The sequence below is a fragment of the Actinoplanes sp. NPDC021490 genome (assembly GCF_055562135.1).
This window is the reverse complement of the sequence record NZ_JBVHFW010000010.1, coordinates 22,673-43,623: the sequence shown is the minus strand read 5'-3', so window position 1 is coordinate 43,623 and position 20,951 is coordinate 22,673. Positions and strand designations below refer to the sequence as shown.

Annotated in this window: 20 protein-coding genes and 1 pseudogene; 15 read left to right on the top strand and 6 right to left on the bottom strand. The window is 70.8% G+C overall.

What is annotated here, in order from left to right; translation table 11 throughout:
* Positions 1-44: 44 nt before the first annotated feature.
* The 4 genes and pseudogenes from ACZ3I4_RS25170 to ACZ3I4_RS25155 all read left to right on the top strand — a co-directional run.
* Positions 45-1,514 carry a family 43 glycosylhydrolase gene (locus ACZ3I4_RS25170; protein WP_465384461.1) on the top strand — a complete coding sequence of 490 codons (1,470 nt, stop codon included), beginning with the start codon at positions 45-47 and terminating at the stop codon, positions 1,512-1,514.
* Between the two features lie 126 nt (positions 1,515-1,640).
* Positions 1,641-3,887, top strand: coding sequence for a putative bifunctional diguanylate cyclase/phosphodiesterase (locus ACZ3I4_RS25165; protein ID WP_465384460.1), 2,247 nt, complete (start codon positions 1,641-1,643; stop codon positions 3,885-3,887).
* Between the two features lie 61 nt (positions 3,888-3,948).
* Positions 3,949-4,182, top strand: a complete 234-nt coding sequence (locus tag ACZ3I4_RS25160; protein ID WP_465384459.1) for a formate/nitrite transporter family protein — start codon at positions 3,949-3,951, stop codon at positions 4,180-4,182.
* Positions 4,119-4,391: pseudogene (locus ACZ3I4_RS25155) on the top strand (formate/nitrite transporter family protein); the annotation flags it as partial. The gene ACZ3I4_RS25160 and the pseudogene ACZ3I4_RS25155, both read left to right, overlap by 64 nt.
* An 89-nt stretch (positions 4,392-4,480) precedes the next feature.
* Here ACZ3I4_RS25155 and ACZ3I4_RS25150 read toward each other — a convergent pair.
* Positions 4,481-4,966 carry a YbhB/YbcL family Raf kinase inhibitor-like protein gene (locus ACZ3I4_RS25150; protein WP_465384458.1) on the bottom strand — a complete coding sequence of 162 codons (486 nt, stop codon included), beginning with the start codon at positions 4,964-4,966 and terminating at the stop codon, positions 4,481-4,483.
* 76 nt (positions 4,967-5,042) lie between these two features.
* Between ACZ3I4_RS25150 and ACZ3I4_RS25145 the strand changes: the two genes are divergently transcribed.
* From ACZ3I4_RS25145 to ACZ3I4_RS25120, 6 genes are all read left to right on the top strand, one after another.
* Entirely contained in the window at positions 5,043-5,450 is a 408-nt protein-coding gene (locus ACZ3I4_RS25145; protein ID WP_465384457.1) for a MarR family winged helix-turn-helix transcriptional regulator, read from the top strand.
* Positions 5,451-5,670: 220 nt separating this feature from the next.
* Positions 5,671-7,128, top strand: a complete 1,458-nt coding sequence (locus ACZ3I4_RS25140; protein ID WP_465384456.1) for a non-reducing end alpha-L-arabinofuranosidase family hydrolase — start codon at positions 5,671-5,673, stop codon at positions 7,126-7,128.
* A 146-nt stretch (positions 7,129-7,274) separates the two neighbouring features.
* Complete coding sequence (locus ACZ3I4_RS25135) at positions 7,275-8,483, top strand: sensor domain-containing phosphodiesterase (protein ID WP_465384738.1); 1,209 nt, start codon at positions 7,275-7,277, stop codon at positions 8,481-8,483.
* A gap of 71 nt (positions 8,484-8,554) precedes the next feature.
* Complete coding sequence (locus ACZ3I4_RS25130; protein ID WP_465384455.1) at positions 8,555-8,932, top strand: response regulator; 378 nt, start codon at positions 8,555-8,557, stop codon at positions 8,930-8,932.
* Positions 8,933-8,996: 64 nt separating this feature from the next.
* Complete coding sequence (locus ACZ3I4_RS25125; RefSeq protein WP_465384454.1) at positions 8,997-9,302, top strand: hypothetical protein; 306 nt, start codon at positions 8,997-8,999, stop codon at positions 9,300-9,302.
* Between the two features lie 49 nt (positions 9,303-9,351).
* A complete protein-coding gene (locus ACZ3I4_RS25120) occupies positions 9,352-9,939 on the top strand; it encodes an EF-hand domain-containing protein (RefSeq protein WP_465384453.1) in 588 nt (195 codons plus the stop codon).
* Positions 9,940-10,260: 321 nt separating this feature from the next.
* Here the strand turns inward: ACZ3I4_RS25120 and ACZ3I4_RS25115 are convergent, their stop codons facing one another.
* Positions 10,261-10,806: a hypothetical protein gene (locus ACZ3I4_RS25115; RefSeq protein WP_465384452.1), complete on the bottom strand. Its 546-nt coding sequence runs from the start codon at positions 10,804-10,806 to the stop codon at positions 10,261-10,263.
* Between ACZ3I4_RS25115 and ACZ3I4_RS25110 the strand changes: the two genes are divergently transcribed.
* From ACZ3I4_RS25110 to ACZ3I4_RS25090, 5 genes are all read left to right on the top strand, one after another.
* Positions 10,806-11,495 carry a macro domain-containing protein gene (locus ACZ3I4_RS25110; RefSeq protein WP_465384451.1) on the top strand — a complete coding sequence of 230 codons (690 nt, stop codon included), beginning with the start codon at positions 10,806-10,808 and terminating at the stop codon, positions 11,493-11,495. The two genes, ACZ3I4_RS25115 and ACZ3I4_RS25110, sit on opposite strands and share 1 nt — an antisense overlap.
* A gap of 114 nt (positions 11,496-11,609) precedes the next feature.
* A complete protein-coding gene (locus ACZ3I4_RS25105; protein WP_465384450.1) occupies positions 11,610-13,703 on the top strand; it encodes an MMPL family transporter in 2,094 nt (697 codons plus the stop codon).
* Positions 13,704-13,772: 69 nt separating this feature from the next.
* The gene (locus ACZ3I4_RS25100) at positions 13,773-15,281 is read left to right on the top strand and encodes a serine/threonine-protein kinase (RefSeq protein WP_465384449.1); all 1,509 of its coding nucleotides are present in this window, start codon (positions 13,773-13,775) and stop codon (positions 15,279-15,281) included.
* Between the two features lie 22 nt (positions 15,282-15,303).
* Positions 15,304-16,107, top strand: coding sequence for a hypothetical protein (locus ACZ3I4_RS25095; RefSeq protein ID WP_465384448.1), 804 nt, complete (start codon positions 15,304-15,306; stop codon positions 16,105-16,107).
* A gap of 23 nt (positions 16,108-16,130) precedes the next feature.
* Positions 16,131-16,751: a class F sortase gene (locus tag ACZ3I4_RS25090; protein WP_465384447.1), complete on the top strand. Its 621-nt coding sequence runs from the start codon at positions 16,131-16,133 to the stop codon at positions 16,749-16,751.
* On the opposite strand, the gene ACZ3I4_RS25085 is transcribed toward ACZ3I4_RS25090, so the two are convergent.
* Genes ACZ3I4_RS25085 through ACZ3I4_RS25070 form a run of 4 tightly spaced genes read right to left on the bottom strand, consistent with a single transcriptional unit; the run spans position 16,748 to position 20,948 of the window.
* On the bottom strand, positions 16,748-17,908 hold the full coding sequence (locus ACZ3I4_RS25085; protein WP_465384446.1) for an alpha/beta hydrolase family protein: 1,161 nt from the start codon (positions 17,906-17,908) through the stop codon (positions 16,748-16,750). The genes ACZ3I4_RS25090 and ACZ3I4_RS25085 overlap by 4 nt on opposite strands.
* A gap of 3 nt (positions 17,909-17,911) precedes the next feature.
* A complete protein-coding gene (locus ACZ3I4_RS25080) occupies positions 17,912-18,874 on the bottom strand; it encodes a fumarylacetoacetate hydrolase family protein (RefSeq protein ID WP_465384445.1) in 963 nt (320 codons plus the stop codon).
* Positions 18,874-19,806, bottom strand: coding sequence for a VOC family protein (locus ACZ3I4_RS25075; RefSeq protein WP_465384444.1), 933 nt, complete (start codon positions 19,804-19,806; stop codon positions 18,874-18,876). The genes ACZ3I4_RS25080 and ACZ3I4_RS25075 overlap by 1 nt, the downstream gene beginning before the upstream one ends.
* A gap of 11 nt (positions 19,807-19,817) precedes the next feature.
* Complete coding sequence (locus ACZ3I4_RS25070) at positions 19,818-20,948, bottom strand: FAD-dependent oxidoreductase (RefSeq protein ID WP_465384443.1); 1,131 nt, start codon at positions 20,946-20,948, stop codon at positions 19,818-19,820.
* Between the last annotated feature and the right edge of the window lie 3 nt (positions 20,949-20,951).

The following is a 20,951-nucleotide window of genomic DNA, read 5'->3' as shown; positions in this document are numbered from 1 at the left end:
TGAACAATCCTTCCCATTCATCGGCATGCATCGATGGGGGACCCGTGCACACAGTCGCCGCAGTCTTGGTAGCCCTGCTTGTCGCGCCCGCCGTCGTGGCGCCGCCGCCCGCCTACTCGACCGCGGAAGCGGGTAACCCCTTCGTCGAGGGCCGGTACGCCGACCCCGACGTGGCCATCTACAACAACCGGTACTGGGTGTTCCCCACCGCCTCGCGCAGCTACGCCGAGCAGACCTACCTGGATGCCTTCTCGTCCGCCGACCTGGTCACCTGGACCAAGCATCCGAACGTGCTGACCACCGCGAACGTCTCCTGGGCCCGATACGCGGTCTGGGCGCCGGCGCCGATCCAGCGGAACGGCAAGTACTACCTCTACTTCGCGGCCAACGACATTCAGGGCAACAACGAGACCGGCGGCATCGGCGTCGCGGTCGCGGACCGGCCCGAGGGACCCTATGCCGACGCTCTCGGCCGGCCGCTGATCGGGCAGTTCGTGAACGGCGCGCAGCCGATCGACCAGGACGTCTTCATCGACGACGACGGTCAGGCCTACATCTACTACGGCGGGCACGGCCACGCCAACGTCGCCCGGCTGAACAGCGACATGACCAGCCTGGGCGCCTTCCCCGACGGGAGCGTCTACAAGGAGATCACCCCGGCCGGGTACGTCGAGGGCCCGCAGATGCTCAAGCGCAACGGCAAGTACTACCTGATGTGGTCCGAGGGCGGCTGGACCGGGCCCGACTACTCCGTCGCGTACGCCATCGCCGACTCGCCCACGGGCCCGTTCCAGCGCCTCGACAAGATCCTCGCGCAGGACGCCACGGTCGCCCGCGGCGCCGGCCACAACTCGGTCCTGACCATCCCGGGCACCGGCACGTCGTACATCTTCTATCACCGCCGGCCGCTCAACGAGACCGACGGCAACGCGCGCTACCTGGCCTACGACCGGATGAACTTCCGGCCCGACGGCACCATCCAGCGGGTCGAGATGCTCGTCAAGGACAACTTCGACGACAACAACGCGATCGGCTGGCGCACCTTCGGCGGCGGGTGGAGCGCCACCGGGGGGCAATACCGGGCCCAGCACTCGTACGGGGGCAAGGCCCTGCTGACCGACAACCACGCGAACGCGGTCCTGGACGCGGACGTCACGATCACCTCCGGCGCGGGCGACGCCGGACTGGTCTTCCGGGCCACCTCCCCCGCCACCGGCACCGACAGCTACCGCGGCTACTACGCCGGCATCACCCCGGCCGGCCAGGTCATCCTGGGCAAGGCGAACAACAACTGGACCCGGCTCGGCGCCGCGCCGCTGACCGTCACCCCGGGCACCCGCTACCACCTGCGGGTCGAGGCGGTGGGCACGACGCTGAAGGTGTTCGTCGACGACATGGCCAACCCCCGGATCACGGTCACCGACGGCACGCACACCGCGGGCGCCTCGGGGGTACGCGTCTACAACGCCGCGGCGGCCTTCGACAACTTCGCGGTCACGGGGCGCCTGTCCTGACCGCCCCGGGCGGGCGGCCGGCTGCGATCTCCCTCGGGGCATGTCCGTGTGGCGGAGGCGGACAATCCTCAACTCCACTAGCGTCATGTCGATCTGAGGCAAGTGACATCAGGGGGACGCGCGTCGATGAGCCGAGGGCACGGCAAGGCCCCGGTGGCCTCCTCCCTCTGGATGCTCATGCTCGGCGTGGGCGTCCTGATCATCACCGGCTATTACCTGATGCCGTCGGGCAGCCTCACGCAGAGTCTGGTCTACAACCTGATCGGCATCGTCTTCGCCGTGTGCATGCTCGCCGGTGTCCGGCTGCACCGACCGGCCCGACCGGCGCTGTGGTACTGGTTCGCGGCCGGCCAGTTCGCCTCGGTCATCGGCGACGTCGTCTGGGAAATCTACGAGTACGGGCTGCACCAGGAGCCCTTCCCGTCCCCGGCCGACGTCTTCTATCTGGGCACCTATCCCCTGCTGGCCGTCGGCCTGATGCTGCTGGTCCGCGACCGGGGCGGCCGCGACCTGGCCGGGCTGATCGACGCCGCGATCATCGCGACCGGTCTGGGGCTGGTGTTCTGGGTGTTCATCCTGCACCCCATCGCGGCCGGCGAGGCAGCTTCGGCGTTCGAGCAGGTCATCGCCACGTCGTACCCGGTGGCGGACGTGCTGCTGCTGGCCATCCTGGCCCGGCTGTTCACCGCGGCCGGTTCGCGCGGCTTCACCGGCCGGCTGCTCGGCCTGGCCGGTCTGCTGCTGCTGGTGGCCGACGTGACCTACACGTTCATGGCGCAGAACGGAACCTACGAGGCGGGCAGCCCGATCGACGCGCTCTGGCTGATGTCGTACGTGCTGTGGGGCGTCGCGGCATTACATCCGTCGATGGCCTCCCCGGGCGCCCGGCACGCCTCCCGGCGGCCTCAGGTGGGCCGCGGCCGTCTCGCCGTGCTCACCGCCAGCTCGCTGCTCGCGCCCGGCATGCTCTTCCTGCCGGGCATGACGGAACAACACAGCGACTGGATCGCCCTGGCCGGCGGCGCGGTCGTGCTCTTCCTGCTCGTCGCCCTGCGCATGTCCGGCTTCGTCACCCAGGTCCAGCGGCAGGCCGGCCAGCTCGAGCGGCTGGCCATGCAGGACGAGCTGACCGGGCTGGGCAACCGCCGGCAGCTGGAGGCGCACCTGCGGACGGCCTGGGCGTCGCAGCCCCACCCCTCGATCGCGCTGCTCGACCTCAACGACTTCAAGCACGTCAACGACAACCTGGGCCACCAGGCGGGAGACCGGCTGCTCGTCGAGACCGCTCACCGCCTGGCCGGCGCGGTCGGCGACACCGCCACCGCGTTCCGGATGGGCGGCGACGAATTCGCCGTCGTGCTGCCCGGCCACAGCGACGAAGCGGCGCTGGCCGTCGTCGGCCGCATTCTGCGGGCACTGCAGCAGCCCATCCGGCTGGGCGAGCACGAACTGCTCGTCAGCGCCGGTCTCGGCCTGGCCCGTGGGCGCGACACCGGCGAGCCGTTCGAGGCCCTGCGCCGCGCCGACGTGGCGATGTACGCGGCCAAGACGAGCGGCGAACCCTATCGCTGGCACGACGACGACCTGGACCGCCTGGCCTCCGAGGAAGCGCGGATCGGAGCCGAGCTGCGCACCGCCCTGGACACCGGGCAACTGCGCCTGGTCTACCAGCCCATCGTCGCCCTGCCGCACGGCCGGCTGGTCGCCGTCGAGGCGCTGATCCGCTGGCACCACCCCGACCGGGGAGTGATCCCGCCGGTCGCCTTCATCCCGGTCGCGGAACGCAACGGCATGATCGTCGAGATCGGGGCCTGGGTGCTGCGGGAGGCCTGCCGGCAGGCGGCGCAATGGCACGCCGACCTCGGGCCGGACGCTCCGCAGCGGGTCAGCGTCAACGTCTCGGCCCGGCAGCTGGTGCGTCCGGAGCTGGTCGGCGAGGTGGCCGACGCCCTCGCCGAGACCGGCCTGCCCGCCGCACGCCTGACGATCGAGGTGACCGAGACCGCGGTCTTCGACGCCGCTCCCGCCGCGGCGACGCTCGAGGCCCTGCGCCGCATGGGCGTCGGCATCGCCCTGGACGACTTCGGCACCGGGCACTCCTCGCTGACGCTTCTGCGTACGGTGCCGGCCACCGTGCTCAAGGTGGACAAGTCCTTCATCGACGACATCACGTCCGGACGGCGGGCGGTCATCCCCACCGCCCTGATCGACATCGCCGACGGTCTCGGAATGTCCGCGGTGGCCGAGGGCGTGGAGACCGCCGAGCAGGCCGCGGAGCTGTACCGGCTGGGCTACCGGCTCGCGCAGGGCTACCACTTCGGCCGCCCGGCCGAGACTCTCCCCGCGGTCACGATCGCCTCGGCCGCTCGATGACTAGACGCGGCATCGGGGGGTATGCCGGACGTCCGGAGTTCCCTCCCGTCCGGGGATCGCGATGTCCACCAAGGAACCACCCGAGATAGCCCGTACGGCCGTGGCGGCCGGGGAGAAGAAGGCCCACCTGCGATGGGACAAGGTGCTGGTCGGGTCCTTTCTGGCCGGCGCCTACATCGCCTTCGGCGGGCTGGTGGCGATCACCGTCTCCGCCGGGCTCGATCCGGCGCGGTGGGCCAGCTCGCCGACGTTGTTCACCGGGCCGCCTTCACGCTGGGACTGGTGCTGGTGCTGATCGCCGGGTCGCACCTGCTGACCGGCAACATGCTGCTGGTTCCGATCAGCGCCATGCGCGGGCGGCTCGGCTGGGGTGACGTGGCCCGGAACTTCTCGCTGGTGCTCGTGGGCAATCTGGCCGGGGCGCTGTTCGTGGCCTACTTCCTCGCTGTGCAGACCGGAGTGATCGGCGACGTCGGCAGCGACGCCGGCACGCCCGGGGCCCTGGCGTACGACCGGCTGGCCACGATCGCCGAGGCCAAGGGGCTGCACGAGACCAGCTGGCAGGCGGCACGGCGAAGGACGCCGGGTAAGGATCAGCGGGGCTCGCTGGTCCCCACGATGATCGCCCGGCCCAGAGTGTGCGGGATCAGCGAGATGTTCAGCAGCGCCCGGCCGGCGCCCTCGGGCACCTCCAGTGATGCGACGGCGAGCGCGGTGACGCAGAGGAACATCCGGTGGAGGCCGGTGCCGGCCGGCGGGTTGGCCCCGGTGTAGCCGGTCTGGCCGAGGTCGTTGACCAGCGCGGTGCCGGCGCCGCCGCCGTGCGGAATCCCGCTCAGCGTGGCCGGGATGTCCTTGACCGCCCAGTGCCACAGACCGCCGGGGATCGGGGCGTCGGCGTCGAAGGCGGTCACCACCAGGCTGCGCGTTCCCTCCGGCAGCGGACCCCAGGAGAGTTCGGGCGACTCGTTCAGCGGCTGGTAGGCGGAGTCGGGCAGTGCCCCGCCGTCGGTGAAGTCCGTGCTGGTGACGGTGAAAGCAGGTGCCGGAAAGGCCAGCGCGTACGGGTCGTAACTCATTCGATGCTCCTCGGGGCAGATGTGCAGCATTGCTGTGCTTCCCGGAAGAGTACAGCAATGCTGTATGTTTGCCGGCGTGAGTGATCTGGATCTGGCCGAAGAGCTCCGCGTGGCGATCGGCGCCTTCGTGCGCCGCGCCCGCGCCCACGACGAGATGCCGCCCGGGCAGGCCGCGGTGCTCGGCCACCTCGACCGCTCGGGGCCGCTGTCGATCGCCGGCCTGGCCCGCCTCGAGCAGGTCAAGCACCAGTCGATGGCTCGCACCGTCGGCCTGCTGACCGACCGGGGACTGGTCACTCCGGGCCGGAGCGAAGCGGACCGCCGTCAGGTTGCGCTGACCCTGACCCCGTCCGGCCGTGACGCGCTGGCGAGCGCCCGCCAGGCCCGGGCCGCGGGGATAGCCCACGCGATCCACGACCTCGACGAGGCCGACCGGGAGATCGTCCGCCGCATCCCGGCCGTGCTGCGCAAACTCCAGCCCTGAGGCGCGTCGGTGAACGTTCACAGACCGGCCGCACTCGATGCTGACCGGAAAACTGTTACGTGGAACGGGCCTAGATGGTCCCGGGATCCGCGCCGGCCTATGCCTTGAGGACGGCGAAACGTTCTGGCAACATCGGCGACACCCTTTCTTCCCCGAGGAAGGCCGCGCCCCTAGTTGTGAACGATCACATCGCCCCGTCCCCTTCAGCAAGGAGAACCTCATGCCCCGACGCCGATTGATCTCGGCGCTGGTCGTCGCGGCCACCGTGACCGCTACCGGTGCCATCTCCGTCGTCACCGCCCCGGCCGCTTCGGCGGCAACGGTCGACACCAGCGCGTCGTACGTCCTGGTCAACCGGGCCAGCGGCAAGGCCCTGGACGTCTACAACCTGGCCACCACCGACGGCGCCCGCATCACCCAGTGGACCCGCAACGACCAGGCCCAGCAGCAGTGGCAGTTCGTCGACTCCGGCGGCGGCTACTACCGCGTCAAATCGCGCCACTCCGGCAAGGTCCTCGACGTCTCCGGCGCCTCCACCGCCAACGGCGCGGCCGTCACCCAGTGGAGCGACGCCAACGGCACCAACCAGCAGTTCCGCCTGGCCGACTCGGCCGACGGCTACGTCCGCCTGATCGCGCGTCACAGCAGCAAGGCCGTCGAGGTGCAGGGCGCCGCCACCACGGACGGCGCCAACGTGGTGCAGTACGACGACTGGGGCGGCACCAACCAGCAATGGCAGCTTGCCCGGGTGGGGACCTCCACGCCCGGCGGGTGCACGCTTCCGTCGTCGTACCGGTGGAGCTCGACCGGATCGCTGGCCAACCCCAAGTCGGGCTGGGTGTCGCTCAAGGACTTCACCACCGCGCCCTACAACGGCCGGCAACTCGTCTACGCCACCACCCACAACACCGGCACGGCGTGGGGCTCGATGAACTTCAGCCTCATCACCAACTGGTCGGATCTCGCCTCGGCCAGCCAGAACACCATGAACTCGGCAACCGTGGCGCCCTCACTGTTCTACTTCGCGCCCAAGAGCATCTGGGTGCTGGCCTACCAATGGGGACCGACCGCGTTCTCCTACCGCACCTCCAGCGACCCGACCAACGCCAACGGCTGGTCCGCCGCCCAAACACTGTTCACCGGCAGCATCACCGGCTCCGGCACCGGACCCATCGACCAGACCCTCATCGGTGACGGCACCAACATGTACCTGTTCTTCGCCGGCGACAACGGCAAGATCTACCGAGCCAGCATGCCCATCGGCAACTTCCCCGGCAACTTCGGCTCCTCCTACACCACCATCATGAGCGACTCGACCAACAACCTGTTCGAAGCACCGCAGGTCTACAAGGTCCAAGGCCAAAACCAATACCTCATGATCGTCGAAGCCATCGGCAACAACGGCCGCTACTTCCGCTCCTTCACCGCCACCAGCCTCGGCGGCACCTGGACACCCCAGGCCGCCACCGAAAGCAACCCCTTCGCCGGCAAAGCCAACAGCGGCGCCACCTGGACCAACGACATCAGCCACGGCGAACTCATCCGAGTCAGCGCCGACCAGACCATGACCATCGACCCCTGCAACCTGCAACTGCTCTACCAGGGCCGCTCCCCCAACTCCGGCGGCGACTACGGCCTGCTGCCGTACCGCCCGGGCCTGCTCACCCGGCAACGCTGATCAGACAAGGCCGTCCCCGCGCCACAGCGCGGGGAGGGCCGCGCCTTGCCCGCGCGAGACAACTCAAGAGTCGGCGCCGGTGGCCGATCTGACTCTCGTATGGCCGGCGGGAGGCCCGGTCACGGCGGAAGGCAGCGATCGTGACGATGTCCACGGCACCGCACGCCGTCGATCCGCTCGTGAAGAGCGGCGTCGGCCCGGGTGATCCGCAGATCGATCGGTGGCTCGATCTCGCCCGCACCCATCTGGGCATGGAGGTCGCCTGGCTCTCGACGTTCACCGGTGAGCAGCAGGTGATCACGTCGGCCACCGGCATGACCGCGGCCATGAACGTGACCGTCGGCCAGGGAACCGAACTGGCCGCGTCGTTCTGCGTCCGGGTCGTCGCGGGCGCGCTTCCCGCGGTGATCACCGACGCCCGCCGGCATCAGGTCACCCGGGAGCTCGCGGTGACCCGGGAACTCGGCATCGGCTCCTACGTCGGGGCGCCGTGGCGCGACGCCGACGGCAACGTCGCGGGCATGCTGTGCTGCCTGAGCCGCAGCGCCGGCCCCGACCTCGACGTCAACGCCGCCCGCTACATGAGCCTGCTGGCCGACATCGTCGGCGACCACCTGGGCAGCGCCGCCGCCCAGACCCGCCGGGAGACCCAGCAGACCGAGACCGTCGTCCGTGACATCCTCCGCTCTCATGCCGTACGGGCTGTGGTGCAACCGATCGTCCGGCTGGCCGACGGCGCCACGGTCGCGTTCGAGGCGCTGTCCCGCTTCGAGCCGACGACCTTCGCCACCCCCGACCGGGCGTTCGCCGCCGCCGCGGTCTGCGGCCTCGGCATCGACCTGGAACTGCTCGCCCTGCAACGCGCCCTGTCGCTGCGGGACCAGCTGCCCGCCGACATGTGGCTGGGAGTCAACCTCTCCCCCGAGGCGGTCAGCACTTCGGCCGCCCGCGACCTTCTCCTGCCGTACGCCGGCCGCCGGATCGGGGTGGAGCTCACCGAACACACCCCCGTCGGCAACTACGCGGAGCTCAACGCCCACCTGCAGCCGTTACGCGCGGCCGGCATCGAGCTCGTGATCGACGACGCGGGCGCCGGGTTCGCCAGCCTCAACCACATCCTGCAACTGCGGCCCGACACCATCAAGCTCGACATCTCCCTGGTCCGCGGCGTCCACGAGGACCCGGTACGCCGGGCCCTGGCCCGGTCGATGGCCGGCTTCGCCGACGAGATCGGCGCCACCCTGCTCGCCGAGGGCGTCGAGACGGCCGCCGAACGGGACGCGCTCCGGCAGCTCGGCGTGAACTTCGGGCAGGGCTACCTCTGGGGAAGGCCGCAGGACCCCGCCCTCGACTGACAAACGCGCCCGAAACGCCTCGACGAGCGATATGTCCGGCTATGGTGGGGAGAGCGGAGAACGGAGGGCTCATGTCGGCATCGGCGAAGCCGGTTGTCCTGGCTGTCGACGACGATCCCGACATGCTGGAACTGCTGTCCCACACCCTCGGGTCACGCGGCTTCGAAGCCTTGACAGCCTCGGACGCCGACGAGGCCCTGCGGGTCTGCCGGGAGCGGGCCGGCGCCATCCAGGTGCTGCTGGCCGACCTCTCCCTGCCCGGCGACCTCACCGGCAGCCTCGCGCACCGGGTCGCCGGCGAGTTCCCGCACATCAGCATCATCTTCGTCAGCGGCGTCCCGCATTACATCGCCGTGGGCTCCGGACTCGTCCGGCCGGACGCGCCCTATCTGGAGAAGCCCATCAACCCCGATATCCTGGCCGGCCTGATCCTCAACACGCTGAGGTAGGACTTCGCCGGCTTCCCCATCGACACCGGGCAGGCCCAGATGCCCGGATCTCTAGTCTGGAAGCATGAGCGCTTTCGCCTGGATCGGGCACTACGTGTTGCCGGTTCTGCTCCTGGTGGCCGGCGTCGGCGCACTGAACGCAGCGATCCGCACCAAGGCGAGCCGCCTGCCGGGCTTACGGACGTACTGGCCCTTCCTGCCGCTGCTGATCATCTGGACCGGCGACGCCGCACTCGGTGAAGCGCGGCCGGCGATCGAACGGGCGAGCAAGGGCGCCGCGGCGGCGCTGATCTGGATCAGTCTCGCCGTCGTCGCCCATCGCCGGCGTCGACACCGGGCACTAGCTTCGTCCACCCGCGATTCCGGCTGAGGCAGCGGCATTCGGCGCTGTCGGACAGGGTGGGCGAAGCTGCGGTATTTTGCTAACAAACCATGCATCCGGAGGGCCTGAACAGATGACCGATGGCACTGATGATCCGATCGCCGTGAAGCTGGGGCATCTGTTCGAGGCGAGCGACACCGACCGGGACGGCCTCGTCGACTGGAGCGACTATGAGCGCCTGATCAGTCGCTACCTGAACGGATACGGCATCGTGGCGGAGGACAGCCGGGCCCACGCGCTGCGAGCCGCCTATCAGAAGTACTGGTCAGAGCTGCTGCGGCACGTGAACGGCGTCGACCGTCTGTCGAAAGCGCAATTCGTGGCGGCGAACAAGGCCGCGGGCGCCGACAGGAGCGGGTTCACCATGGCCGAGGTGGTCCCCCAGGCGATCTTCGACGTGATGGACACCGACGCGGACGACGCCATCAGCAAGCCGGAGTACAAAGTGTTCCTGGAGGCGTGGGGTGTGTCGGACCTCGAAGCGCTGAACGTCTTCCTGGAACTGGACACCGACGACGACGGCCGAATCAGCCGCGGCGAATTCATCGGCGCCATCCGGGATTTCTTCACCTCACCCGAACTCGACTCGCCCGCCAGCCTCTTCTTCGGCCACATCGAACACTGAATCGCCCAGGTCCCCGGAAGGGTCACGGCCGGCCGGCTGTTCGGCCGCCTTCTTGAGGTTGTGCACCCAGGCCTCGAGAGACGCGTCCAGCGCTGCCTGCGTTCCCGATGGGCTCCGGCCTGTTCGAGCAGGGACTTCGCCTTCTGCTCCAAGGCGTCCACCGCGTCGGCGCCGGCAGGCCAGCGCAGCGGCGGTCGTCCGGAACTGGCTGCTTCTTGGAACCGGTCCAGGTAGACGCGACGCCTTCGATCGCGGCGAACAGCAGTAGGTTGATGCCGGCGAGTCGCTCGCGCACGCTCGGACGGATGCTTCGCCTTGCCGTCAGGCGAAGGTTTGTGTGTCGAAGCTGATCCCTCCGCGGTCGGCTCTGCGCAACACCCGCCGGCCGCAGCGAGGGGCCTGACGGATGTGGAGCCCGAAGTCCCAGGCATGAAACGTCAGGTCGAAGTCCCGGCCCTCCAGGTGCCATCTGGCCTCGTGGCGCGGGATCGCCGGCCCTGACCGGCGCAGGCTTCTCGTCTCCAGTGGCAGGCCGATGGAACGCAGATCGCCGCTGAGCCCCATCACGCTGCCGAAGATCAGCGTGGCCGGCGCGACCCAGAACTCGTAGCCGCGCCCGGGCGCCGACGGCTCGACCCGGCGCACGATGTAGTCGAGGTCGAAGTGCAGTGCCAGTCCCGGCGGCGCGGTGTCGTCGAGGTCGTCCTGCTCCAGGAATTCGTCCGGGGTCAGGTCGTCGGGCGGACCCTCGTCGTCGGTGACGGCGAGGGCATGGATCTGACAGGCGTGCCACGACATCGCGTCGAGGTCCTGATCCGTCCATCTGGCCTTGGTCAATCCGGACTCGGGGTGCACCACAGTCTCCATTGGACAATTATCGTCGGCCGGCCCGCCGTGACCACCGCTCCCGTGCCAGTTTCTTCCCGGAGGCCGACGCCCGCGTCGACCATGACAACCGCATGGCACAGCCGGCAGATCAGTGCTTCCAGTCAGCCGGAAATTCTTTCTCGGCGGTCTTCGGCGCGCTATACGATCGCGCCGTGATGCCACTGACGTTCGTTTCGGGCGATGCCACCAGCCCCGAGGGCGCCGACAATAAGATCATTGCGCATGTGTCCAATGACATCGGCGCGTGGGGAAAGGGCTTTGTCGTGGCCATCTCGCGTCGTTGGCGTCAGCCCGAGAATGCCTTTCGCTCGTGGTACAGCACCCGGGCGAACAACGACTTCGGGCTGGGTGCCGTTCAACTGGTTCAAGTAGAGCCCGATACCTGGGTAGCAAACATCGTCGGCCAGCACGGCATCGTGGGTCGGCAGGGTATCCGTGTCGAAGGCGGCTGGGAGCCGGCGAGCACCGGCCCCCCGATTCGGTATGAGGCGGTGCGCCTCGGCTTGGACGCCGTGGCCGAGCATGCCCTGCGACTGGATGCCTCAGTGCACATGCCGCGGATCGGCTGCGGTCTGGCCGGCGGGACGTGGGACCGTATCGAGCCGCTGATCGTTCAAGCGCTGTGCGCCCGCGACGTCCGCACTGTCGTCTACGACCACGAGCAGTGACCGCGGGCTCGCGGGCCTCGAGTGGACCTTTGTGGCGGCTGCGGTTGCGCCGCGCCGGGCGGCGATGATTGCATGTGCCTCGGCTGCCCCTCCGGCGCCGGTCAGGAGGCCGTCATGCCGGCTGGGCTCGGCCGGGCGATGTATGCCCGGCGGTTCGTTGTCATCGCCGTGTGGGTGGCGGTCGCGGTGGCCGGGGCGGTGTTCGGGGGCGCCGTCTACGATCACACGCAGCCGGTCGCCACCCGGCCCGCCGGTGCTCCGTCCACTGTCGCGCAGGAGCGCCTGGACGCCCTGTCGCCCGAGGGTGAACGGGTGGTCGCGGTCATCTCCGGGCGCGATGTCGGCGCCATCGCGCTGATCAACAGCGTCACCAAGATCGCGTACGAGATCCGGGAGATTTCCGGGGTGGCCGAGGTCGACGACTCGTACACCACGGGGACGCGACGGATCTCCACCGACAACCGCAGTTCCCTTATCACGGTGGAGTTGAAGCCGGGCCTCAGCGACGACGAGGCGTTGCGGGTGGCCGACCAGGTGAGCGCCGCCCTGCGCCGCATCGACGCCCCGGAGATCCTCATCGGCGGCGAGTTGCTGGCCGAACAGGAATTCGGCGATCAGGCCGTACGGGATGCCGCCGTCGGCGAATCGGTCGCCCTGGTCTGCGTGGGCCTTCTGCTGGTTCTGCTGCTCGGTGGCCTGGTGGTCGGCCTGCTGCCGCTGGCGGCCGCCCTGGGGGCGGTCACCGCCACCCTGCTGACGCTGACCGGACTGGCCCGGTTGCTGCCGGTCAGCGAGTACGCGGTGAACGTGGTCACCCTGCTCGGCATCGGGCTGGCGGTCGACTACAGCCTTCTGATGATCGCCCGCTTCCAGGAGGAGAGGGCCGCCGATCCGCGCGCGCCCCTGGCCGAGCTGGTCGAACGTACGGTGGTCACCGCCGGCCGGGCGGTGCTGGTGTCGGGTTCGGCGGTCACCGCGGCCCTGGTCGGGCTGTTCGCCTTCGGCGATCCGCTGCTGGCCGCGATGGCGATGGGCGGGGCGCTGGTCGTCGTTCTGGCCACGGCGGCCGGGCTGACGCTTGTGCCCGCGCTGATCGCGACCGCCCACCGGCGCATCCCGGACCGGCGGCAGCGCGGCACCGGCCTGCTGTCCCGTCTGGCCGGGTTCGCCCAGCGCCGGCCGGCGGCGGTGGCGCTGACCGCGACGGCCGGCCTGCTGGCGCTGAGCGCTCCGCTGTTCTTCGTCGAGTTCGCCAACTCCGACGTCCGCGTGCTGCCGAAGAGCAGCGAGGCCCGCCAGATGTACGAGGCGGCGCGGAAGAAGTTCGCCGATCCGCCCAAACGGCCGCTGACTGTCGTAGTCGAGGCCGCTCCGGACCGGCCCGACGTCCAGGAGCTGTTCGACGCCATGGAACGGCTGCCGGGGGTGTCCGACGTCTTCGTGCGGTCGGAGCTGCCCGCCGGGGTGAGCGTGGCCGACGTGGTGCCCAGCGGCGCCGAGGACAGCCGGCAGGCTCAGGCGCTGGTGGCCGATCTGCGGGCGCTCGCCGGGCCCGCCCCGGTGCTGGTGGCCGGGCCCGCGGCCGAGCTGACCGACGCCAAGCAGTCGGTGGCCGGGCGCCTGCCGGTCGCCTTGGCGATCATCGTGGTGGCCACCGGGGCGCTGCTGTTCGCCCTCACCCGTTCCGTGGTCGTGCCGCTCAAGGCCATCGCGATGAACCTGCTGACGCTGCTGGCGACCATGGGCGTGCTGGTCGCGGTCTTCCAATGGGGGTGGGGCGCGGGCGTGCTGGGGTTCGAACCCTGGGGTGCGCTCGACCTGACCACCCCGCTACTGCTGTTCGTCTTCGCCTTCGGCTTGTCCATGGACTACGAGGTGTTCCTGCTGGCCCGGATCAAGGAGGCGTGGGACAGGCGGACGGCCACCGACGCCGCCGCCAACGACCGCGCCGTCCTGACCGGGATCACCGCCGCCGGTCCGGTGGTCACCACGGCCGCCCTGGCGATCGGCATCGTCTTCCTCGGCTTCGTGCTCGGCGACCTGATCGCGGTGAAGGAGATCGGCGTCGGGATGGCCGTGGCGGTCCTGCTGGACGTCACGGTGGTCCGGGGCCTGCTTCTGCCGGCGACGATGTCGCTGCTCGGACGCTGGAACTGGTGGCGGCCGGGCACGACCACCGGGGCGCGAACGCGGGTCCCCGCCGGCTGAATTTCAGGCGACCCATCCGCAACATCATCCGCTCCGAATCCCCCGCAGACGACGGGATCGGAGCAGGCGATGAACGAGCTGGTAGGCGGCCGGTACCGGCTGCTCGAACTGGTCGGCTCGGGTGGGATGGGCCGGGTCTGGCGAGCGCAGGACGAGTTGCTTCAGCGCGTGGTGGCGGTCAAGGAGATCACCGTTCCGTCGACCGCCCTGCTGGCCACCCAGACCATGCGGGAGGCGCGGGCGGCCGCCCGCCTCGACCACCCCGGCGTGATCACCGTCTTCGACGTCGTCTGGCAGCAGAACCGCTCCTGGCTGGTCATGGAGTACGTCCGGTCCCGCTCGCTGCAGGAGGTGGTCCGGGACGACGGACCGCTGTCCCCGCTTCAGGTCGCCCGGCTGGGCCTCCGGGTGCTCTCCGCCCTGCGCAGCGCGCACGCCGCCGGTGTCCTGCACCGCGACGTGAAGCCGGGCAACGTCCTGCTCGCCGCCGACGGCCGGATCGTGCTCACCGACTTCGGCCTGGCCATCATCGGCGACCGGGACTCCGGTGGGCCCGACCCGCTGCTGGGCTCGCCGAACTACGTGGCCCCCGAGCGGCTGCGCTCGAAGGAGACCGGCACACCGGCCGACCTGTGGTCGCTGGGCGCAACCCTCTACACCGCGGTCGAGGGCCGGCCGCCGTTCGCCCGGGACACCGTCGAGGCGTCCCTGCAGGCGCTGCTGAACGACGCGCCCGACCCGCCCCGCCGGGCCGGGGCCCTGACCCCGCTGCTGCTGGCCCTGCTGGACAAGAACCCGGAGAGCCGGCCGGACGCGGAGCAGACCACGGCGTGGCTGGAAAAACTCGCCCGTATCCGCCCGGCCGCCGACGGCGCCGCCTTCGCCCCGGTCGCCCGGGGCGTGGCCACGGTCACCCCGCGGCAACGCAGCCGCCGGGCTGTCGCGGTCGGGGGTCTCTCGCTGGCGCTGCTGGTCACCGGGGGCGGGGCCTACGCCGCCCGCTCGCATCAGTCCGGACCGGTCCGACCGGCCGCCGTCGAATCGGCCGGGCCCGGCGTGGCGCCGGCCGAGGAGTCCGGCGACCTGTGCGGCCTCGACGCCGACCGGCGGCCGGTCACCGCCGCGACCACCTACGTGCCGGCCGGGCTGCCGGCGGGCTGGATCTGGTCGCGTGACCCGGCCGGGTTCGCGCTCGCCCTGCCCGCCGGGTGGCAGCGGTCGACCAGCGGCAACGACGTCTGCTTCGGGGACCCGGCCGGGCGGCGGGCCTTCAAGGTGACCCAGTCGCCGGTGCGGACCCAGCAGCCACTGGCCTACTGGCGGGCCCGCGAGAAGGACGGCGGCCTGCCCGGATACCAGCGGATCAGCATGGGCGTCCTGCTGCTCAAACGCGGCGGCGCCGACTGGGAGTACACCTGGCGGCCGGACTCCGGCACCACCCTGCGCGAACGCCGGGTGCTGGTCGCCACCTCGAACGACCGGTCCTACCTGCTGCGCTGGACGACCGCCGCCGCGGACTGGGCGCCCGCTCAACCCGTACAGAAGCAGCTTGTGAATTTGTTCGCCTCTGCCCGCTGACCATGCTCCGCGAAGGAGACCCATGAGATTCCGCCGCATGCTGTTCGCTGTCCCGGCCGTGGCCGGGCTGCTGCTGGCCACCCCGGCCGCCGCCCTCGCCGACGAAAGTGTGCAGGTCAAGCTGCTCGAGCTGAACAACTCCGGGGCGAGCGGCAACGCCACGCTCACCGCCACCGACAAGGGCGACCTCAAGATCAGCATCCGCTCGACCGGTCTGGTGCCGAATTCGCCGCACGCCCAGCACCTGCACGGCTCGGCCACCGGCATGGACTTCCACTGCCCCGACATGTCGGCCGACGCCAACGGCAACGGCTACGTCAGCACCGAGGAGGGCATGCCGGTCTACGGCGACATCTTCGTCTCGCTGACCACCAAGGGCGACACGTCCAAGGCCAGCGGCCTCGCGGTCGACCGGATGCCCACCGCCGACGCGAAGGGCAACCTGAGGTACGACCGGACCATCGCGTCGGCCGACCTGCCCGAGGGCACCATCGAGCACCTCAAGGACCTGCACATCGTCCAGCACGGCGTCGACGCCAACGGCAACGAAAAGTACGACCTCGGCGGGCTCGGCGAATCGACCCTGGCCAAGTCGGCCGGGCTGAGCGGCATCCCCGAGGAGGCCACCGACCCGTCCACCTGCGGCATGGTGTCGGGCGCGGCCGTGGGTTCGGTGCCGGTCGGCGGGGTGGCGACCGGTGACGGCAGCACCCGCGACCGGGCCGCTGTCTGGTACGGCACCGGCGGGCTGGCCCTGCTCGCGGCCCTGGCCATGGTCGTGGTCACCCGTCGCCGCTCGTATGTGCTGAGCCGCGCCCAGCGATGACCCGGCACCGCAGATCCGCCCTGGTGGCCGCCGCGGTTCTGGCGATCGCCGGTGCGGCGGCGATCGCCGTGGGCCGCCACGACCAGCCGGCCGCCGAGCCACCCCGGACCGCACCGCCGGCCGCGTCGCCCTCCGGTCCGGCCGCGGCGCCGCCCTCGGTCCACGACGTGCTGACCCGGGGCGAGCTTCTGCCCACCTCCGCGCCCACTCGGGTACGGATTCCCGCGCTCCGCGTCGACGAGGCCGTGACCGGCCTGGGCCAGAACCCGGACGGCTCCATGCAGGTGCCGGCCGACGCGCACACCGTCGGCTGGTACACCGGAGCGCCGACCCCCGGCTCGCTCGGACCGGCCGTCCTCGCCGGGCACGTCAACTACCACGGGGCCGACGGCACGTTCGCCCGGCTTTCCACGCTGCGCCCCGGCGACCAGGTGGAAGTGACCCGGCAGGACGGCGTCACCGCCGTCTTCGCCGTCACCCGCGTCGACCGCTACGCCAAGGACCGGTTCCCGGCCGACGCCGTCTACGGACCGATCGACCACGCCGGGCTGCGCCTGATCACCTGTGGTGGCGACTTCGACAACCGGACCGGCCACTACATCGACAACATCGTCGCCTACGCCGAGCTTCGCGGCTCCGATTAGCGCCGGGGGCCGGCGGCGAAGGTGTCGGCCACCCAGTCGGCGATGAAGGTGCTGACGTACGGCAGATGGTCGAGGCCGATGTGCTCGGTGGCGCCCTCCTCGGGGGTGAAGACGCGCAGCTGCCGCTTGGGCGAGTTGACGGCCTGGTCGTAGGAGCGGTGCGCGTACGCCAGCGGGATCTGCCGGTCGTTGGCGCCGTGCGCGATGAGGAACGGCACGGTGATGTTCTCGACGACGCCGTCGAGGTGGACGTCGTCGGCGAACTCGATGAACTCCGTCAGGTCGGTGTGGCCCCAGACCCACAGCACGTGCTCCCAGTAGTGCGGAACCGGCCGCTCCCCCTCGCGCTCGAGCCGGCGCCGCTGCACCGCGCCCCAGTTGTGGTTGGCGCCCCAGGCGACGCAGAGCGCGAACCGCTTCTCGAACGCGGCGGCGCGCGGCGCGTAGTAGCCGCCGAGCGACCAGCCGGTGATGCCGATCCGGGCCGCGTCGACCTCGGGGCGGGTCTCCAGCCAGTCGACGGCGGCGCCGGCCCAGGCCTCGGCGTCGATGCGCGCCGTCAGGCCCTGCAGCCGCAGGGCCTCGCCGGTGCCGGGCTGGTCGAGCATCAGGCAGGAGATGCCCCGGGCGGCCAGCTCCTCCCAGTGCCGGGAGGTGTACTGGTGTTCCTTGGTCGAGTCGAGCCCGTTGACCAGGACGACCACCGGCGCCGGACCGTCCACCGGGGCCGGGCTGAAATAGGCCGGCAAAGTCGTTCCCTCGTACGGGATAGCCACCCGCTGCACCGCCGGGCTGTGCAGCTCGAAGGCCTTGCCGGTCAGGTCCAGCAGCCGCTTGTAGGCCGGAATGCGGTGCGGGTCGGAGTGGGCGAGCATCCGTTCGGCCTGGGCAAGGTAGTTGCTGGCCCGGAAGTACAACTGCCCGGCCGTACGGGAGTGCCCGGCCTTTTCCGCCTCTTCGGCCTGCCCGGCCAGCTGGTCGGTCAAAGCCGTCCAGGCGCGCAGGAAGGCGGGGGTGCCCGCGTCCTCGCCGTGGGCGGCGGCCTCGCGGATCGGCCGGCACGCGCGGTCCACCTCGTCGATGAGCCCGCCCGAGTTGAGGGTGGCCACCACCGCCAGGTTGTAGGTGTACGGGCCCTGCGGGAAGTACTCGAACACGGCTCAGACCTTTCGGAGGCGGGGACGCGGGCGGGCGGCCCGGACGGGCGGCAGGGAGATACCGGCGACGACCCGGTTGCGGATGGCGCCGATGCCCTCGACGCTCATCTCGACGACGTCCCCCGGCTGCAACGGCGGCGGGTCGAGGCGGCCGCGACGGCCCCACCACTCGGCCAGGCAGCCGCCGTTGCCGCAGGTGCCCGAGCCGAGCACGTCGCCGGCCCGCACCGTGGTCCCGCGGGAGGCGTAGGACAACAGCTCGGGAAACGGCCAGCCCATGTTGGACAGCAGGTCCTGGCCGGTTTCGACGCCGTTGACCGACACCCGCATGTCCAGGGCCAGGAAACCGTCGTCGTCCTGGTAACCGGCCAGCTCGTCGGCGGTGACCAGCCACGGGCCCAGCGTGGTGGCGGAGTCCTTGCCCTTGGCCGGGCCGAGGCTCACCTTCATCTCGCGGGACTGCAGGTCGCGGGCCGACCAGTCGTTGAGGACGGTGTAGCCGAAGATGTGCCCGGCCGCCTCGGCCGGGGACAGCGAGGCGCCGTCGAGGCCGATCACGGCGGCCACCTCGAGTTCGAAGTCGAAGCGCTGCGATCCGGGTGGCACCGGCACGTCGTCGTAGGGGCCGACAATGGCGTACGGGTTGGTGAAGTAGAACGTCGGCGCCTCGTACCACTGCGGCACGACACCCGCGCCGTCCCCGACCGACGCGACCACACCTTCGACGTGTTCCTCGAAGGCGACGAAGTCGCGGACGGTCGGCGGCTCGAAAGGAGCCAGCAGCCGTACGCCCGGCAGGGGGATCGCCGGTTCGCGGAGTGCCTGCTCCCCGGCGGTCAGCGCGGCGGGCAGCCCCGCACGCACGAGGTCGAGCACGGACGTGCCCGGCGGCAGCGGATGCAGACCGGCCTCGGAGACGACGGCCGCGCGCGCCCCGGCGCCGGCGTCGTAGGTGGCGAAGCGCATCAGACCGGCGGGGCCTGGAACAGACCCTTGTCGGGGTCGTTGAACGACCTCGTCGCGACGAACTCGTTCATCGCGTTGGCCGTGCCCCACTGGTCGCTGACCCCGGGATCGGAGAAGTCGTAGAGGTGCGGGTGCCAGCTGTCCTCGTCGATCTGCTCCAGCTCGGTGGTGTATTCCATGGTGTTCCCGCTGGGGTCGAGGAAGTAGCTGAAGGTGTTGTTGCCGGCCAGGTGCCGGCCCGGGCCCCAGATCTTCTCGACGCCCGCGCGCAGCACCCGTCCGGTGCCGCGCATGTATTCGTCCAGCCCGCGCAGTTCGAAGCTGGCGTGGTGCAGCGACGGGTGCGGTCCGCGGGCGATGGCCATGCTGTGGTGCCAGGCGTTGACCCGCATGAACCACATCATCTCGCCCATCCGCGGGTGCATCAGGGTGTCGGACAGGGCGAAGGCCAGGTGCTTTTCGTAGAAGGCGCGGGTGCCCTCGGGGTCGGCCGAGTTGATGACGACATGCGACAGCCGTACGGGGATGGACTCGCCCTCCTCGATCGTGCGATGCCGGCGCACCTCGACGTCGGAGGAGATTTCCACCGTACGGCCCTCGTTGTCGAAGAACCGGAAGCCGTACCCGCCGCCGGGGGTCTGCAGCGTGCCCGGTTCGGTGACCAGTTCCACGCCGTCGGCGGCCACCCGTGCGGCCAGCGCGTCGACGTCGGCCGCGGTGGCCGCGCCGAACGCGATCAGGTCGATCCGCTTGTCCTGGGCCTCGCGCAGCCGGACCACGTACTGCTCGGGGCTGCCCTCGGCGGCCAGGAAGGTCAGACCGGAGTCGGTGTGCTCGGGCTTGAGTCCCCAGGTGTCTCGATAGAACTTGAGCTGGGCGGCGTAGTCGGGCACGGCCAGGTCGACGTGCCGCAGGTGCGTGATCAGTCGCATGGGAGCTTCCTTCAGGACGGACGGCTGACGAGCGTGGCGATGCTGCGCATGAGACCGGGCACGTCGCCCCGCTCGTGGTCGAGCAGCCACTGGCCCAGCTGGTTGGAGGCGTCGACCACGGTGCGGGCCCGGTCGGCGCGGCGGGCGTGGAAGTCGTCCCACAGGCCCTGGTCGAGGGTGTCCCGGCCGACCAGCAGCTCGGTGAGCACCGCGGCGTCCTCGAGCGCCTGGGCGCCGCCCTGGGCCAGGGTGGGCGGGCAGGAGTGGGCGGCGTCGCCGATCAGCACGACCCGGCCGCGGTTCCACGGCGCGGGCAGCATGTGCGTCTCGAACCAGGTGTAGTTGACGGTGCCCGGGTCGTCGAGGCGCTCCCGGATCTCGTCCCAGGGCCCGTGATAGGCCGCGGCCAGCTGCTTCATGGTGGCCAGCTGCTCCTCCGGGCCGAGGGTGGAGCGGTCCTGAGCGGCTTCCACGACGTACGCGTACAGGCTGTCCTCGCCGGTCGGGCAGTAGCCGGCGATGAAGCTGGGACCGCCGTAGTAGAGGTCGGTGCGGGTTACCGCGGCCGGGCGGGGGCCGAAGGCGCGCCAGATGCCCATGCCGGTGGCCCGGGTCTCGAGCTGGATGCCGAGCATGCGCCGGGTCCACGACCGGATGCCGTCGGCCCCGACCACCAGGTCGTAGCGGCCGGCCGAACCGTCGGCGAAGGCCACGTCGACGCCGGTCGGATCGGGCGACAGGGTCGTGCAGGTGGTGCCGAAGCGCACCTTCACGCCGGTCTCGGCGGCCCGCTCGACGAGGATGCGGGCCAGGTCGGGCCGGGGCATGCCGAGCACGGCGGGCAGGTCCGGGCCGCCGGTCCGCGCGTCGGGGATCTCGGCGACGACCGTGCCCCGCGGATCGGGCGCGCGGATGCCGGTGACGTCGAAGGCGTACCCGTGCTCGCGCACCCGGTCCCAGACGCCGAGGGCCCGCAACTCCCGCAAAGCGTTGCCCTGCAGGGTGATCCCGGAGCCGACGGTGGCGATGTCGGGCTTGATCTCGACCAGGTCGACGGCCACGCCGCCGGTGGCGAGCCGGATGGCGGTGGCGGTCCCGGCGAGTCCGCTGCCGACCACCAGGACAGTGTTCACGGCAGGCATGTG